Raw genomic sequence first — 14,666 nt, 5'->3', positions numbered from 1 at the left:
CTGTTTACCGCCAGATTGATTTCGTATTTATCGAGGCAGTCTTGTCGGTCAACTTCGGCAGGTGCCGGATCAGGTCGATGTAGTGATGGACGAGGTGCAGGTAGGCGAGGCTGACTAGCAGGGTGTTGAGGTGGAAGCTGCCGAAACTGCGTTGCGCCCACGCGGCCTGCTCGGTGAGCGGGTAGAGCAGGAACACCAGGAACGGCGCGCCCAGCGCGGTTGCCCGACTGACCAGGCCGAGGACCTGAAGCAGGTAGGGGATGACGGCGATGCTGCCCAGCACGAAGGGGAGGAACGGTCCCCAGAGCCGGAGCCGGTCGTTGCCGCGCCAGAGCTGGCGCAGGGCCACGAAGATCATGTGGCCGATCAGGAACCACAGGGTGAAGTGCCCTGCCCCGCGCAGGCTGGCGGCGGCGTCCATGGCTCATGCTCCGGTTGGCGCGGTGCCGGCTTTCATTTGTACGCGCTCGCATGGGCCAGCAGGGGGCCGTTGCGGTCCTTGTCGGAGAGGATCGGCGGCGTGGCCAGCGGCCAGTTGATGCCGATGGCGGGGTCGTTCCAGCGGATGCAGCGTTCGTGTTCCGGGAAGTAGTAGTCGTTGGTCTTGTAGAGCACGTCGGCGGTCTGGCTGATGACCTGGAACCCGTGGGCGAATCCTTCGGGGATCCAGAGTTGCTTGCGGTTTTCGGCACTGAGGAAGGCGCCGACCCAGCAGCCGAACGTGCGCGAACTCTTGCGCAGGTCGACGGCGACGTCGTAGATGGCGCCGCGCGCGACACGCACGAGCTTGGCCTGCGGTCTTTCGAGCTGGTAGTGCAGCCCGCGCAGGACGCCTTGGGCCGAGCGGCTGTGGTTGTCCTGCACGAATTCTTCTTCGCGCCCGGTGAGCATGAGGAATTGCATGCGGTTGAAGCTTTCGAAGAAGAAGCCGCGCGCGTCGCCGAAGACCCGGGGTTCGAGCAGCATGACGTCGGGGATGGTGAGGGGGACGGCTTTCATGTCCGCACGCCTTCGTCGAGCAGGCGCAGCAGGTATTGCCCGTAGCCGTTCTTTACCAGCGGCGCGGCGAGGCGGCGCACCTGCGCGGCGTCGATCCAGCCCTGCCGCCAGGCGATTTCCTCGGGACAGGCGACTTTGAGGCCCTGGCGCATTTCGAGGGTGGCGATGAACTGGCCGGCTTCGAGCAGGGAGTCGTGCGTGCCGGTGTCGAGCCAGGCGTAGCCGCGCCCCATGATTTCGACGCCGAGCAGGCCGGCTTGGAGGTAGAGGCGGTTGAGGTCGGTGATTTCGAGTTCGCCGCGCGGGCTGGGCTTAAGCGATCGCGCAAGTTCGACGACACGATGGTCGTAGAAGTAGAGACCGGTGACGGCGTAGTTCGATTTGGGGAGGCGCGGTTTTTCTTCGAGGCCGACGGCCTTGCCTCCGGCATCGAACTCGACGACGCCGTAGCGCTCAGGGTCGTGCACGTGGCAGGCGAAGACGCTGGCGCCGGTGGTGCGCTGCATGGCGTGGGCGAGCAGCAGGTGAAAATCATGCCCGTAGAAGATGTTATCGCCAAGCACGAGGGCGCTGGCGGCGCCATCAAGGAAGGTTTCGCCGATGAGGAAAGCTTGCGCCAGCCCATCGGGACTGGGCTGTACGGCGTATTCGAGGCGCAGGCCCCACTGGCTGCCATCGCCGAGCAAATGCCGGAAGCGCGGCGTGTCTTGCGGGGTGGAGATGATGAGGATCTCGCGGATGCCGGCCAGCAGCAGCGTGCTGAGCGGGTAGTAGATCATCGGCTTGTCGTAGACGGGCAGCAACTGCTTGGAGACGGCGAGCGTGGCCGGGTGCAGGCGGGTGCCGGCACCGCCGGCGAGGATGATGCCCTTGCGCCCCGTGATCATGCGCCGCGCACCTCGTTCTTGACGACGCGGCGGCCGTAGGGGGCTTTCACGGCGTTGGTCCTGGCGCGCACGGCGTCGAGCCATGGCTGATTTTCCAGATACCAGGCGATGGTCTTGGCGATGCCGGTTTCGAAGGTTTCGGCGGGTTTCCAGCCGAGTTCGCGTTCGATCTTGCGCGCGTCGATGGCGTAGCGCCGGTCGTGGCCGGGACGGTCGGCGACGTGCTTGACCTGGCGCAGGTAGCTGCGCTTGTCGAGGCGGGGCTGCTGGTGGTCGAGGGCGCGGCAGATCAGCCCGACGACGTCGATGTTCGCCTGTTCGTTCCAGCCGCCGATGTTGTAGGTCTGGCCGACGCGGCCGCGCGCCAGTACTTCACGGATGGCACTGCAATGGTCGCCGACGTAGAGCCAGTCGCGGACCTGCATGCCGTCGCCGTAGATGGGCAGGGGCTCGCCCGCCAGGGCATTGGCGATGATCAGCGGGATGAGTTTTTCGGGGTATTGGTAGGGACCGTAGTTGTTGGAGCAGTTGGTGGTGAGCACCGGCAGGCCGTAGGTGTGGTGGTAGGCGCGCACGAGGTGGTCGCTGGCGGCCTTGCTGGCCGAATAGGGGCTGTTGGGTTCGTAGCGGTGCGTTTCGGCGAAGGCCGGTTCGTCCTTGCCGAGCGAGCCATAGACTTCGTCGGTGGAGACATGCAGGAAGCGGAAGGCGGCTTTTTCGTCGCTTTTGAGGGGGCTCCAGTAGGCGCGGGCGACTTCGAGGAGGCGGAAGCTGCCGACGATGTTGGTCTGGATGAAGTCTTCGGGACCGTGGATGCTGCGGTCGACGTGCGATTCGGCGGCGAAATTGACGATGGCGCGCGGCCGGTGGTCGACGAGTTGCCGGGCGACGAGGATGCTGTCGCCGATGTCGCCGTGTACGAAGATGTGGCGGGGATCGTCATCGAGGGCGCGCAGGTTGTCGCGGTGGCCGGCGTAGGTGAGCGCGTCGAGGTTGACGACGGCTTCGCCGGTGGCGGCGATCCAGTCGTGGATGAAGTTGCTGCCAATGAAACCGGCGCCGCCGGTGACGAGGATGGTCATTGCGGTTGGGGGTAGCGAAAGGGTTGAGGCTGGGTTTAGTGGGCGCCGTCTTTGTTGCAGACGACATTGACGGTACGCAGCAGGATGATGAGGTCGTGCCAGAAGGACCAGTTGCGGATGTACCAGCGGTCCATGGCGATGCGCTGTTCGAAGGTGGTCCGACTGCGGCCGCTGATCTGCCAGAGCCCGGTGATGCCGGGCTTGACGTTGGTGTAGATGTCGATGGACTGGCCGTAATGGTCGAGTTCGCGCGGCAGCAGCGGGCGCGGCCCGACCAGGCTCATGTCGCCGCGGACGACGTTGATGAGCTGGGGGAGTTCGTCGATGCTGGTGCGGCGGATCCAGCGCCCGAAGGGGGTGACGCGCGGATCGTCGGCCAGCTTGAAGTTGCTGGCGACGTATGCCGACCAGAGGTCGGGGTGTTCGGCCTGCCACCGTTCGAGGATGGCGTCGGCATCGGTGACCATGCTGCGGAACTTGTAGATGGGAAACAGGCGCCCGTCATAGCCGACCCGGTCCTGGGTGAAGAAGGCCGGGCCATGGGTTTCGCGCCGGACCCGCTGCGCGACGTAGAGGAACAGCGGCGACAGCAGCAGGAGCAGCAGGCCGGCGGCCAGCAGGTCGAAGCCGCGCTTGAGGAAGCGGATGGTGTGGCGGTTGAGGTTGTTGCGGGCTCGCAGGAGCAGCACTTCGTGGCTGAAGAAGTTGTAAATCTCCATGTTGCACAGCGGCAGGCCGGCGATGGCCGGGGCAAGGTAGACATCGTCGCGGCTGAGGGCGACCCGCTGGGCCAGTTCGCGCAGGCCGGAATCGGGTTCGGCGCCAAGGACGAACACGACGCGCAGGGGCGAGGGCTGCATCAGGAAGGCTTCGACGGCCGGGGTGAGGGGGTGCTGCGGGATGGGCGCGCGCGTGCCGTCGGCGGGGTGCATGCCGCCCTGCCCTGCCGGCGTGAGGAGCGCGACCGGCACCGAGCCCATGAGGGATTCGCTGTCGAGGGCGGCGATCGCTTCGTGTACTTCGGGTCCGCTGCCGACGACGACGAACGGTTGGTAGAGCCAGCCCAGGCGTTTGCGCAGGAGCTTGGCCAGCAGGCGGGTGACCGGTACCAGCAGGAAGGCGACCGCCCAGAATGAAAGCATCCAGCCGCGCGAGACGGAACTCTTGATCATGAAGGCCAGGGCGGCATCGATGACGAGGGCGCCGGCGAGCACCATCAGGATTTCACGCTGTTCGCTCCAGAACGACTTGCGGTTGCTGTAGTGGCTGAGACCGCGCCAGAGCCAGACCATCGCGGCGAAGGTGACGAGGAGGATCGCCGCGACCTGGCGCAGCTCGGGATCGTTGAGCATGCGGGCCGGGAACAGGCTGTCCGTGCCATTGGCGAAGACGATGCCGGCGAGCCAGCCGCCCACGGCCATGGCGAGGAGGAGCGCCGCGATATCGCCGACCAGGAGGAGCGCCTTGCCGGCGCGGATGCGCAGTTCCATGGCACGGTAGCGCTCCATGCTGCGAGCGATGTCTGCCACCGGACAAGGATTCTCTGTCGTTGCGCAGCGGGCGGCCTCCGCCCGCGGGCTGGCGGACGCGCCGTCGATGACTGTCATTACGCCACGTGTCACGTTTTTAATTTTATCCGTAGGTTGGGTGTTGCCAGCAGCAAGAGTCTAGATATTTACGCGAATGATTACTCGACCTGAAACAGGCTCCGGACACGCTACCGCCATGCCCGAAGCACTTTGCTTCAGCAGATCCAGTCAGCCTGACTGATATGTGACAGGCGGGTCTTACAAATTTTCTGTTGCCTGATGACCTGCCCGCTTGGTCGACAATCCATCGGGGCGGGTAATAAAATTAGCAACTCAGATTGGTAATCTTACCGTGAATATGCGCAAGATGCCTTGCTTTCCTGCAGATTTGTCTAGCTTGCCAATTGATGGAAATCGAGCAGGATTTCCTGATCCCTGCCGAGCAGGGATATGAGCACAGCCACCCGCTCTCCTTCGGTCCGCGTGACAATGCCCGCAAGACCTACGAGCGGTCCGCCAACTACCGACACCGCTTCGCCGCGGCGAAACGGTGTCGGATCACCGTTGCCGGCAAGCTCGGTTGCGGCCTCGACCTGGCGCAGTTCCTCGACGATCCGATCGCTGATTCGGGCGGGTTCGACGCCCATCCTGACCAGCGCCGCCACGCCGGGCGTGCTGCGCACAGGGGCGAGACTTTGCCGCTGATCATAAGTGCGCAGGAAGAGGTAGCGCGGAAACATCGGCGTAGCATAGCGGATCCAGCGCCCGGCCTGGCGGCGCCACAGGGATAGCATAGGCAGCCAGGTCTCGTACCGTTGCTGGTCGAGGTTGGCGCGCGCGCGCAACTCGAGTCGCGGCTTGGTATGAACAACATACCAGTCCGCGCAGGCAGAACCCGGCATCTCCGGTTTGTCTAGTTTCGCTAGTTCAGGTTGGCTCAGCATTTCCATGATCGCTTTCTGATGCGCCCGGGCAATTGTACCGATTGCATTATTTATGCTCACGACAGGTAAAACTTACCACATATTTGCGCTGAATTTACGTTAACTTGACCGTTGGCGGCCTGCCTCGGCACATCAGGATTGCCATTTCTAAATGGCATCTTTCCGGACTAAGAATGGAAGCCTGCCAGGCGCAGGCTCAAGTGTCGTGATGCGCGGAAGGGGTGAAGGGGGCATTTTTTGCAACAAGTCGATGAATCAATTACCGCTTGACCGCGATCAACGCGCCGTGCTGGGCCTGTTGCGCTAAGGGAAGGCCGAACAAATAGTGCTTTTGTCGATTGCTCGGTCAATGAGCCGAATTCGATTGGGAATACGATTTCGACGCCGAGAGATTCAACCAGCGGGACTTCTGGGCGACCGAAGCGTGCCTGAACATGGACATGCTGGCCTACAACCTGATGAGTTTGTTTCGGCAGGCGGCATTACGCGCGACGGTGACAAAAAAAGGCGCGGAAGAACCCATCGCGCAAACCTTGCGCACCTTGCGTTATTAACTGTTCGCCAAGGCGGGATACGTCGGGAGCGAGACACGCCACCACGTTCTGAAACTGAACATTCCTCTACGTCATCGCGAGTGGTTCGAAGGCGTCTGGGACCGGGCGAAGAGCTTCGATTTGCCCTTCCATTTCATGCCTGCCAATACCGCCTGAATTTCTCTACTAGAGAATTCGGGTTAAAGTATTAAACTATATTTTTACCCATACTGTATAAGTTATATATGGATAATGTTCTCATCGTCGAGGATGATGCGATATTCCGCGCCGTCTACCACCACTGCCTGCGCGCGATCGATCCTCGCATCATTCTTGTCGAGTGCGAGAATGGCTATGAGGCATTGCAGTGTTTGCTGAAGGAAACGCCGCGCCTGATAATCCTCGATCTGCATATGCCCGCCTTGGATGGCAACGATTTCATCCAGGTCGTAAAACACAAGCCCGAATACGCGCAATTACCCATCATCGTCATCACTTCCGACCGGGGAGAGCGCACGCTTCAGCTCACGGATTTGCCTAATGTTCACTTGCTTTTTAAGCCAGTCGATGCTCATTCGCTCGACGCTTTGATCCGGCAGACGATCCAACCCAGCCTTTTATCAGCCGAGCGCGACGCCCCTTCCAGCGTAACTGCCGGCACGGAGTACCTGATCCGCAACGAAGCGCGCATCCAGCGTGAACTCGCTCTGATTTTCTATGACATCGTTCCTGGCACGATCGCCGAATTGCAGCAGGCTGAATTGCGGGCGGGCTTGACCAACCCAGACTACTCTGCCCTGCGCGAGTGGATTCATACAATGCGTGGCACATGCTCGCTGATCGATGCTCCCCCGCTTCTTGTGCTCGTCGAGCAGTTGTCTGTCGCAGTAAAGAACCAAGACCTGCAACAGGTTAGCGCACTGATGCCACAGATCCGTACTTCCATGCAGAGAATTGCAATTGATCTTTACCTCAATTACAATTTGCAGGATATCAGTAGTGTCCGGTTAAAAAGCGAATAGATTCAGCTGGTTGTTGCTTTCGTCCTGTTTTTGGAGAGGTGCATTGCCCGCAAAGGCTTGCTGGATGGGCATTTTCTCGAACAGGGTGAGCGAAAAAATCTGTAGCAAGGTATAGAGCGAGGCGTCGAGATTCAGGCGCTTCTTGACGATGGCGACGAGGACATAGACCGATACGGCGATCCATATTTGCGACTTCACTGCATTCTCGGATGTGCCGTAGAACTTCTTGATGCGCAAATGCTGCTTGATCCACTTGAAGAACAGTTCGACCTGCCAGCGTGCTTTGTAGAGCGCACAGATGGTGGCTGCCGGCAAGGCAAAGTTGTTGGTCAGGAAGACCAACGTCTTGTTGGTCTCGGGGTCTTTGAAGCGGATGCGGCGCAAATGGATCGGGTAGTCCCGGCGGCTGTAGTAACCGACCAGCGCGACGGTTTGGTCGCAGAGGATGCCGGTTGTTCGGTCGGTCGCCGCCGAATAGACACGGCGCAACCGCGTGTTCGACTTGGCGCGTGTGACGAAGAAGGCGCCCGCCAGATGCATCGCATGAAGTCGCTCGAAGTCCAGGTAGCCACGATCCATGACGTAGATCGCTCCGGCTTCCGGTACCAGAACGTCGAGCACATTGACGTCGTGCAGCTTGCCGTCGGAAATGTGGATGAAGGTCGGGATGTTGCCGCGCAGATCGAGCAGCGTGTGCATCTTGACCGCCGCCTTGGTTGTGCGAAACGGAGCCCACGGAAATACCGACAGGCACAGGTCGATCGTCGTCGAATCCAGCGCGTAGGCCGTGTTCTCCAACTCGAAGCCAAGGCTGTCGCCGAGGTAGAGTTTCCGAGCTTGCGCGATCAGGTGCTGGGCGAATGCCGCATGAACACGCCAGTCTCTCGCCTCGTTGGCATCGGCCAGCGTCGAGCGTTTGATTTCCTGGCGAAACCCCATGTGATAAAGCTTGGCGGACTGCGCCGACAGGCAGACCTCGACGTCGCGCAGGCTTTCGCGGTAAGTCAGTTGCGCAAATGCCATGACGCGGAATTGCTCGGCACAGGTCATCGACTTGACGTAGCGATCGCCGTCGTGGCGATCGACGATGCGATGAAAAGTCTTCCAGGGCAGAAAGTCCATGAGTTGAGCGAACAACGTCTTGCCGAGGTTCATCGGCGTTTCCGGCGAAAACAAAGCCAAAAGACTGCCTCATCGGCGCTTTGCCGTTCAAATCGGAGACACCTAAAAATCCTCCGAATGCCGCTACAGCTCTCGGTTTCAAGCTCATGGATATCGTTTTAACCGGACACTACTGGCAGGATATTAGTTAATGAAGCAATTCAATTGGCTGATCGGGTTAGGGATATGTTGAAATTTCGACCAAAGCCATAAAACGTTACCAACGTAAACAACAACCATAATTCTGGCCAGTCGGCCATTCCTCATGAGAGGATCAGGCTGTCGCCGGAAGCAAAAACAAGGCGAGATCATCTCATTCTCACCTTATCCGCTCGCATGCAAGCCCGCTGGCTCTGGCTGACCGGCTGGAGGTGACTAGCAAGAGGCTGAACGATCTGCTGGCTGGCCGATACTTATTTCCGGAGAGTTGGCGATGCACATCGAGGAACTGCTTGCACTACCCCTTCCTAGCTGCTCTATACCGAGGGAGATGTACTGGCACGAGCTGACCTTACGCCTTTGCCTTCCCCTGCGCCTCGCCCGCAATCCAAGAACAATGCATATCCGCCCAGCCGATTTCTCCGATAAAATCTCTTTTCAAGGGAGTTTGTGTGATGAATGATCGCGTACCCAAGCCACAACACCCGGATATCGACCCCTGCTCCGATCTGCCGACTCGAGCGGAGCCTCGGGACCGCAAGGGCGTCATGCTGCGACGCCAGTTGAATGTTGTTATGCTGACGACCCAGCGCGGGACGAAGAACCTGCTCGCCGCGCTTGCGGCGACGACGAGCAGCCGCATCAGCCTGATGACGTCGGGCCGCAAGCCGGTTTCGGATCCGTTTGCGCATGCCATCGAGGAAGGCCTGAAATTGCCGCGCGGGTGGCTGGATGCATCCCATGAGATCAGTGACGTCCCGCCAGCCGTGTGGGCCAAGCTGAATGTTGCCTCCGTACCGACGCCCATCTGCAAGCCTGCTGCGCCTCCGCCCGCCAATAATGCCGTCGATCATGCCGCGAATGTGGCGGCTGGACCCGCCATGGCGCAGGAGGTCGCCTTGTTAACAAAGAGTTCGCCAACACCAAGCGGCTCACCGTACGCCGGGATGCAAAAAAACGAAAGCGTTCTGTTCTCAAAATCGTCCGGGCTGACCGGTCCGATTGCTGAGGCCCTGGCGAAGACTGTGCTCAAGCTTTCGGCGGCTGACAAGTTGCCCGAGAAGAAGGCTTTTCAGCTCCTGGGCCTGATCCTCGAGGATCTCGAACGCTAGTTTGCATGAGCCACCTGCGCTCATTCAAGGTGAGCCCGCTCTGTTGCATGCGTGGCAGTTCGGCTATGACCTTGCCAAAGAGGCTGCGGAGATGGCTGAGTGCAGTTCTTGCCAGGACGGGACAGGCAATCCGTGCCCGTTTCATGGCTGACCTTGCGTCACGTACAAAATTTGATACACTGACGTAAGGGAGGCGTATGAGCGAGAAACCAATTGACTGGCGAGGGTCTTCGCTGCGAGACATCAAGGATGACGACATCTTCACACCTAATGCTCGCAAGGAAGCTGGACACCAGCTTAGTCGGGTTCAGGCAGGACTTGAACCCGACGACTGGAAGCCGTTCGATGTGGTTGGTACGGGAACGAAAGAAATCCGCATCAATCTCGACGATGGTTGGTTCCGCGTAATGTACGTCGCCAAGTTTCCGGAAGCGGTTTATGTGTTGCACTGCTTCAAGAAGAAGACGACTTCAACCAGCAAACACGACAAGGATATTACGGCGACTCGCTACAAGGCCGTTATCCAGGAAAGGAGTAAGAAATGAGCATCGAGACCAAATCCATGCACATTACCCCTGTCGGCGGCAACGTGTTCGCAGACTTGGGGTTCGAACCGGAAGAAGCGGCAGCACTGAAGGCTGAGTCGCAACGAATCATCTCCGAAAAGCTGGCCATCAAGGACTCCTTGATGACCGAACTGGCGGGATGGATTGAAGCGAAGAAGCTCAAGCAGGCTGAAGCTGCGGAAATCCTCGGCGTGACACGTCCGCGTGTTTCCGACGTAATCAACAAGAAGGCCATCAAATTCACCATTGACGCACTGGTGGATATGCTGGCTCGGACAGGCAAGCACGTTCAGTTGTCTGTTCAGTAAATCTCACCAACCCCCGTGTAGCTCTGCTGCCGGGGGTTTTCTACGTGTGCGCCCGGCACGGGCGCACTCTTGCGGGTGCAAGTCCCGCCGTAAGTTGATCACAGCGAACGAAGCGAAGCGCAACTGCATGAGGGTGACTGATTGTGGGGAGGAAGCGTGGAGCGAAACTGCGAGCCGATGGACAAGAACCGGATAGAAGGCGTTACCGAGCAGGGCGAGCGGGCATGTTTCCGCGAAGCTCTGGTGATCAAGGCGAAGTGGCGTAGATCCGGCGGTTGTGCAGTGAAGGAGTGCGTTCTTACCCGGGGAGATCTCGCCTCATGCCTGAAAGGGCAACGGTGCTGAACCGGAGCGAGAAGTCAGCAGAGGCCATAGTAGTTGCCGGTATGGAGCGAAGGGCCGAAGGCATGGGAGGCGTAACCACCGAGTTATCAAGAGCGAGGGGTCTCAGATGTTCCTGTGCGAAGCTCGCCATAAACCCAGCGAGGATGAAGTCCTCAATGGCCTGGCAGCGAGACAATCAATCTTGCCGAACTCGAATTGGCGAAACCAGGAATGTGTAGGAGGGCTTGCCTGCGTATGACCTCAACCGTGCCAACCGCCCGGTGCGGACCCGCATGCCGGGTGGTGTGGGAGGGGCGCAGTCTATAATGACTGCCCCCTATCCCGATCTACGGGGAGCAAGTCAGAAGGGCTAGAATTCAACCCTTTCGCCTGCCGCCATGCCCGTCAACTTCCTGAACCTTCCCGGCCTTGATGTCGTCGATTTCCGGGAGACGGCGACCGAGTATCATGTCCGCGCCAAGCCGAAGGTAGTCTCCCGCCAGTGCCCATCGTGCGGCCCGGCAGGCAAGGTCGTCATCCATGAGCACAAAACGCTATTCGTGCGCGCCATGCCGAGCCATGGACGGGCTGTGGCCATTCACCTTGATGTGCCACGCTTCAAATGCCATGGCTGCGTCAAGACCTTCACTGCCGTTGTGCCGGAGGTCGATGCCGACCGCCAGATGACCGAGCGCCTGCGCAAGTGGATTGGACGGCAAGGGCTTGACTACCCGTTCACCGAGATTGCCAAGTAAGTTGGCTTGGATGAAAAGACCGTCCGCGCCATCTTCGCTGAGTACGTGAAGGAACTGGAGAAGGACTTCCGGCGAGAGACACCCACCATCCTTGGGCTGGACGAAATCTACCTCTCCACGCCACGGGGCGTCATCACCAACATTGGCGACCGCTGTCTGGTGGATATGCTGGACAACCGGCGCAAGGTAACGATTGTCGAGTTTCTGCGCAGCCTGCCCAATCCAGAGAAGATTCAGGCAGCCAGCACTGACATGTATCGACCCTATAGGGAGGCCATCCAGGAAGTGCAGCCGCACGTCGTTCATGTGGTCGATAAGTACCACATCATCCGCATGGGCAATGAAGCCTTGGAGCGCGTTCGGAGGCGGCTCAAGGACACTATCCCCGGTAAGCTGAACCTGCAACTGAAACGGGAGCGTAAACTGCTGACGATGCGCCAGCATGAACTAACCGACTTCCAGTGGCTTGCCGTCTCTGGCTGGCTGAACAACTTCCCGCAGTTGAAGACAGCCTACGAGCTGAAAGAGCGCTACTTCAAGATTTGGGATTGCGCGACATCGGAGGAAGCCTTGGCGGAGTTCCTGCGTTGGCAGGAATCCATCCCGGACGACCTTGCCAAGCCGTTCCGCGCCATCACAACGGCGTGGCGTACATGGCGCAAGCAGATTCTGGCCTATTTCGAGTGCCCAATCACCAACGCCTTCACCGAGAGCTTCAACTCGAAGATTCGGAAAGCCTACCAAGAAGGGAATGGTTACAGCTTCGAGGTGCTGCGGGCCAAGGTGCTGTTCTCCGACATCTTGCAGAAGAAGGCTCGGAAGGTCGAGAACATCAAGGTCAAGAAACGGCCTCGGTTTGATGACGTGCCACAGAACGCCATGTACCTAATGATGGGGCGAATGACCTACGCTGAGCCCGAGTACGTGACCCGCCAGGCGGTGCGCGAAGTGAATCTCGGAACCGACCTGTCCACCTTGCTGGCCGAAATCGACACTTGGCCGACTAAGGGATAACTCAGGCTCCGTCCACCGAAGAATCCGAAGCCCCAATGTTTTTGGCCAAACTGGCGCAATTGCCCCCTAGAAAAGGAAAAGGTCTTCGGTAACATGACCTTATCAACTGCTTTTGAGCTTGGGACCGCTGCCATGACTACCTCTCTTGTAACCTCTTGCCTGGATGCTTCGCTTGGCGACCTCATTACCCCTTCCGCGATTACCCAAGGGGTTGTGCCGGGCTGCTTCCATCTTGGCGACCTGAGCAACGCCGACTATCACAGCTTGCCGGATTCCGTTTCGTGTTCCGGCCTCAAGCATCTGCTGCGTTCCCCCGCCCACTATCAGGCGTATCTGGACGGCCGCAACGAAGACAACAAGCCCAATATTGTTGCCGGTGTCGTAAATCCGTAGAAATCTGGCGGCGAGAAATGGCGACACAAACTGGCGGCGAGAGGTAAAGGTGGAGAGTGAACGAAACAGGGGGCCGCGAGGCCCCCTGTGGTTTTGACGTGCCCGGCGGCTCAGAACGGCGGGTCAGCGGTCACGATGTCGTGACGGGTCACGCGATCGTTCTCGAATGTGTCGACGAGGACGGATTCGTAGTGGGCCCAGATACGCTCACGCAAATCGTCGAGCAGCTCGATGACGGCCAGGACCTGCTCGGGCGACCAGTTCGGATCGATCAGCAACGGGAGACCCGATCGGAGTCCGGAAGGCTGATGAGGCGTCATGCCTCGACCTCCCGCGTCTTGCGCTTCGTCGCTTTTGCTGTGGCGCGCTCCTGGGCTTCCTTGCGGCGGTAGGATTCGCCCTTGATGACGACGATCTCGGCGTGATGCACCAACCGGTCGATCATGGCGACCACGCAACTGGCGTTGGGAAACACCTCGGACCATTCGGAGAACGCCTTGTTGGTCGTGATCAAGGTGCTCTTCTTCTCGTGGCGGCGGTTGATCAGTTCGAAGAGCAGGTCGGCATGGCGGTTCGAGTAGGAGAGGTAGCCGACCTCGTCGACCACCAGGAGGTCAGGCGCGGCATAGCGACGCAGTCGGTAGCGCAGTGCCGAATCGCTATCGAGGCCCGCCAGATCGCCGAGCAACTGGCCAGCGGTGGCGAACAGGACGGTATGGCCGTGGATCACCGCCTGATGGGCAATGTTCTGGGCGATCGTTGTCTTGCCGACGCCGGCCGGACCGATCAGGATGGCGTTGGTCGCCGAGCTCAGAAAGTCGAGCGTCATCAGATCGGCGACGGCACGTTGGTTGCATTGCTGCGGCCAGGCCCAGTCGAAGTCGGCCAGCGGCTTGAATCGCCCGATATGCGCGCAGCGCAGGCGCCGTTCGAGAGAGCGCCGGGCGCGTTCTGTCTCCTCCCAATCGAGCAGGGACGTCAGCCACGGGGCCTCGGCACACTCGGGCCAATGGGCGAGCAGGCCATGCAGTTGCAAGGCCGCGGCGCGGGATTTGGCATCAGCGGGAATCGTCATGGTCGTTCTCCATCAGGCGGTCATAGTCATCGAGGGCATGCGGGCGGACAGGTACATCGCGACGTTGGATGTGCTCGGGCAAGGCAACGGCCAGCGGGGGCGGTTCGTCACTGATTCGGCGTCGGCGCTCCAGTGCCAGCCGCACGGCGTTCGGATGCGGCACGCCCCGCGCCAGCGCGTCGGCGATGGCGGCGCTCAGCTCGGCGGTGCCATAGGCGTTCAGCAGTTCCAACAAGGCGCGGACCGTCCGTCCCAGCGGTTCGCCGCGCTCCGTCGCCTGCGTCAGCAACGCCCGACTGGCCGGGATCAGGGAAATCAGTTGATCCGTCCCCCGGTGCGCGAAGGCTTCCCGCTTGTACGAAACCAGCGCCTCGATGTGCGCCGGTTGCTCGATTTGCTGACCGCGGTCGAAGGTGCGCGGATGCGTGGCGATTGAGGTAGGTCGTCAACCGCAGAGTCCAACGGGTTTGACCTGCCCCCTGTAGCCGTACCAATCAATTCGCAGGAAGTCCGCTTGCAAGGTTAAAGGATTCCTTCGGTATTGGGTTGCGTTATCGCGATCGATTTCTGGCGATGTAACGCGGCATACTTGGCTGGCGGCATTCGACCACAACTGCTGTGTGGTCTGACCTCGTTGTAATCCTGACGCCAAACGGCGATAGCAGCTCTGGCTTGGGCTAAGGTCTCGAACCACTGCTCATTCAGACACTCGTCACGGAACTTGCCGTTGAAGCTCTCGATGTAGCCGTTCTGCATCGGCCGACCCGGTTCGATCAAGAGATGGCGAATACCGTGGGATTGCG

18 protein-coding genes are annotated in these 14,666 nt (G+C 60.0%); 7 read left to right on the top strand and 11 right to left on the bottom strand.

What is annotated here, in order from left to right; all coding sequences use genetic code 11:
- Positions 1-4 precede the first annotated feature (4 nt).
- From BO74_RS15260 to nusG, 6 genes are all read right to left on the bottom strand, one after another.
- The gene (locus tag BO74_RS15260) at positions 5-421 is read right to left on the bottom strand and encodes a hypothetical protein (protein ID WP_496443247.1); all 417 of its coding nucleotides are present in this window, start codon (positions 419-421) and stop codon (positions 5-7) included.
- Between the two features lie 32 nt (positions 422-453).
- On the bottom strand, positions 454-999 hold the full coding sequence (rfbC, locus tag BO74_RS15255; protein WP_496443245.1) for a dTDP-4-dehydrorhamnose 3,5-epimerase: 546 nt from the start codon (positions 997-999) through the stop codon (positions 454-456).
- Complete coding sequence (rfbA, locus tag BO74_RS15250) at positions 996-1,883, bottom strand: glucose-1-phosphate thymidylyltransferase RfbA (protein WP_496443285.1); 888 nt, start codon at positions 1,881-1,883, stop codon at positions 996-998. Before rfbA ends, rfbC begins: the two co-directional genes overlap by 4 nt.
- On the bottom strand, positions 1,883-2,968 hold the full coding sequence (rfbB, locus tag BO74_RS15245) for a dTDP-glucose 4,6-dehydratase (protein WP_496443243.1): 1,086 nt from the start codon (positions 2,966-2,968) through the stop codon (positions 1,883-1,885). The genes rfbA and rfbB overlap by 1 nt, the downstream gene beginning before the upstream one ends.
- A 35-nt stretch (positions 2,969-3,003) precedes the next feature.
- Positions 3,004-4,458, bottom strand: coding sequence for an undecaprenyl-phosphate galactose phosphotransferase WbaP (gene wbaP, locus BO74_RS15240; RefSeq protein WP_496443241.1), 1,455 nt, complete (start codon positions 4,456-4,458; stop codon positions 3,004-3,006).
- Between the two features lie 431 nt (positions 4,459-4,889).
- Positions 4,890-5,447 (bottom strand): transcription termination/antitermination protein NusG, encoded by a 558-nt coding sequence (gene nusG, locus BO74_RS15235; protein ID WP_496443239.1) that lies wholly within the window; start codon positions 5,445-5,447, stop codon positions 4,890-4,892.
- A gap of 772 nt (positions 5,448-6,219) precedes the next feature.
- Between nusG and BO74_RS15230 the strand changes: the two genes are divergently transcribed.
- Entirely contained in the window at positions 6,220-6,996 is a 777-nt protein-coding gene (locus tag BO74_RS15230) for a response regulator (RefSeq protein WP_496443237.1), read from the top strand.
- Here the strand turns inward: BO74_RS15230 and BO74_RS15225 are convergent.
- Complete coding sequence (locus BO74_RS15225; protein ID WP_496443235.1) at positions 6,982-8,151, bottom strand: IS4 family transposase; 1,170 nt, start codon at positions 8,149-8,151, stop codon at positions 6,982-6,984. The genes BO74_RS15230 and BO74_RS15225 overlap by 15 nt on opposite strands.
- Before the next feature lie 620 nt (positions 8,152-8,771).
- Here BO74_RS15225 and BO74_RS15220 point away from each other — a divergent pair.
- The 6 genes from BO74_RS15220 to BO74_RS15195 all read left to right on the top strand — a co-directional run bounded on the left by BO74_RS15220 (position 8,772) and on the right by BO74_RS15195 (position 12,788).
- Positions 8,772-9,428, top strand: a complete 657-nt coding sequence (locus BO74_RS15220) for a hypothetical protein (RefSeq protein WP_496443233.1) — start codon at positions 8,772-8,774, stop codon at positions 9,426-9,428.
- 197 nt (positions 9,429-9,625) lie between these two features.
- Positions 9,626-9,973 carry a type II toxin-antitoxin system RelE/ParE family toxin gene (locus tag BO74_RS15215; RefSeq protein ID WP_496443231.1) on the top strand — a complete coding sequence of 116 codons (348 nt, stop codon included), beginning with the start codon at positions 9,626-9,628 and terminating at the stop codon, positions 9,971-9,973.
- Positions 9,970-10,302 carry a helix-turn-helix domain-containing protein gene (locus BO74_RS15210; protein ID WP_496443229.1) on the top strand — a complete coding sequence of 111 codons (333 nt, stop codon included), beginning with the start codon at positions 9,970-9,972 and terminating at the stop codon, positions 10,300-10,302. The genes BO74_RS15215 and BO74_RS15210 overlap by 4 nt, the downstream gene beginning before the upstream one ends.
- 722 nt (positions 10,303-11,024) lie before the next feature.
- Positions 11,025-11,381 (top strand): transposase family protein, encoded by a 357-nt coding sequence (locus BO74_RS15205; RefSeq protein WP_496443227.1) that lies wholly within the window; start codon positions 11,025-11,027, stop codon positions 11,379-11,381.
- 6 nt (positions 11,382-11,387) lie between these two features.
- Positions 11,388-12,395 (top strand): ISL3 family transposase, encoded by a 1,008-nt coding sequence (locus tag BO74_RS15200; RefSeq protein WP_496443225.1) that lies wholly within the window; start codon positions 11,388-11,390, stop codon positions 12,393-12,395.
- A gap of 132 nt (positions 12,396-12,527) precedes the next feature.
- The gene (locus BO74_RS15195) at positions 12,528-12,788 is read left to right on the top strand and encodes a hypothetical protein (protein ID WP_496443224.1); all 261 of its coding nucleotides are present in this window, start codon (positions 12,528-12,530) and stop codon (positions 12,786-12,788) included.
- A 110-nt stretch (positions 12,789-12,898) separates the two neighbouring features.
- On the opposite strand, the gene BO74_RS15190 is transcribed toward BO74_RS15195, so the two are convergent.
- From BO74_RS15190 to BO74_RS15175, 4 genes are all read right to left on the bottom strand, one after another.
- Positions 12,899-13,108: a hypothetical protein gene (locus tag BO74_RS15190; RefSeq protein ID WP_496443223.1), complete on the bottom strand. Its 210-nt coding sequence runs from the start codon at positions 13,106-13,108 to the stop codon at positions 12,899-12,901.
- Positions 13,105-13,863: an IS21-like element helper ATPase IstB gene (istB, locus tag BO74_RS15185; RefSeq protein ID WP_496443222.1), complete on the bottom strand. Its 759-nt coding sequence runs from the start codon at positions 13,861-13,863 to the stop codon at positions 13,105-13,107. The genes BO74_RS15190 and istB overlap by 4 nt, the downstream gene beginning before the upstream one ends.
- Entirely contained in the window at positions 13,847-14,152 is a 306-nt protein-coding gene (locus BO74_RS15180; protein WP_496443221.1) for a hypothetical protein, read from the bottom strand. Before BO74_RS15180 ends, istB begins: the two co-directional genes overlap by 17 nt.
- Positions 14,153-14,385: 233 nt before the next feature.
- Positions 14,386-14,666 (bottom strand): integrase core domain-containing protein (locus BO74_RS15175; protein WP_496443220.1); only part of this gene is annotated, 281 nt, incomplete at its 5' end.

The organism is Propionivibrio pelophilus DSM 12018, from assembly GCF_059569095.1.
The sequence above is the reverse complement of the archived record's forward strand: the minus strand, read 5'-3'. Positions and strand labels throughout refer to the sequence as shown.

Bases quoted from the DNA above. Each gene is read 5' to 3' on its own strand.
- istB (WP_496443222.1), bottom strand. From the start codon at position 13,863: ATGACGATTCCCGCTGATGCCAAATCCCGCGCCGCGGCCTTGCAACTG.
- nusG (WP_496443239.1), bottom strand. From the start codon at position 5,447: ATGGAAATGCTGAGCCAACCTGAACTAGCGAAACTAGACAAACCGGAG.
- BO74_RS15230 (WP_496443237.1), top strand. From the start codon at position 6,220: ATGGATAATGTTCTCATCGTCGAGGATGATGCGATATTCCGCGCCGTC.
- wbaP (WP_496443241.1), bottom strand. From the start codon at position 4,458: ATGGAACTGCGCATCCGCGCCGGCAAGGCGCTCCTCCTGGTCGGCGAT.
- rfbB (WP_496443243.1), bottom strand. From the start codon at position 2,968: ATGACCATCCTCGTCACCGGCGGCGCCGGTTTCATTGGCAGCAACTTC.
- BO74_RS15210 (WP_496443229.1), top strand. From the start codon at position 9,970: ATGAGCATCGAGACCAAATCCATGCACATTACCCCTGTCGGCGGCAAC.
- BO74_RS15215 (WP_496443231.1), top strand. From the start codon at position 9,626: ATGAGCGAGAAACCAATTGACTGGCGAGGGTCTTCGCTGCGAGACATC.
- BO74_RS15190 (WP_496443223.1), bottom strand. From the start codon at position 13,108: ATGACGCCTCATCAGCCTTCCGGACTCCGATCGGGTCTCCCGTTGCTG.
- BO74_RS15225 (WP_496443235.1), bottom strand. From the start codon at position 8,151: ATGAACCTCGGCAAGACGTTGTTCGCTCAACTCATGGACTTTCTGCCC.
- BO74_RS15205 (WP_496443227.1), top strand. From the start codon at position 11,025: ATGCCCGTCAACTTCCTGAACCTTCCCGGCCTTGATGTCGTCGATTTC.
- rfbC (WP_496443245.1), bottom strand. From the start codon at position 999: ATGAAAGCCGTCCCCCTCACCATCCCCGACGTCATGCTGCTCGAACCC.
- BO74_RS15260 (WP_496443247.1), bottom strand. From the start codon at position 421: ATGGACGCCGCCGCCAGCCTGCGCGGGGCAGGGCACTTCACCCTGTGG.
- BO74_RS15195 (WP_496443224.1), top strand. From the start codon at position 12,528: ATGACTACCTCTCTTGTAACCTCTTGCCTGGATGCTTCGCTTGGCGAC.
- BO74_RS15220 (WP_496443233.1), top strand. From the start codon at position 8,772: ATGAATGATCGCGTACCCAAGCCACAACACCCGGATATCGACCCCTGC.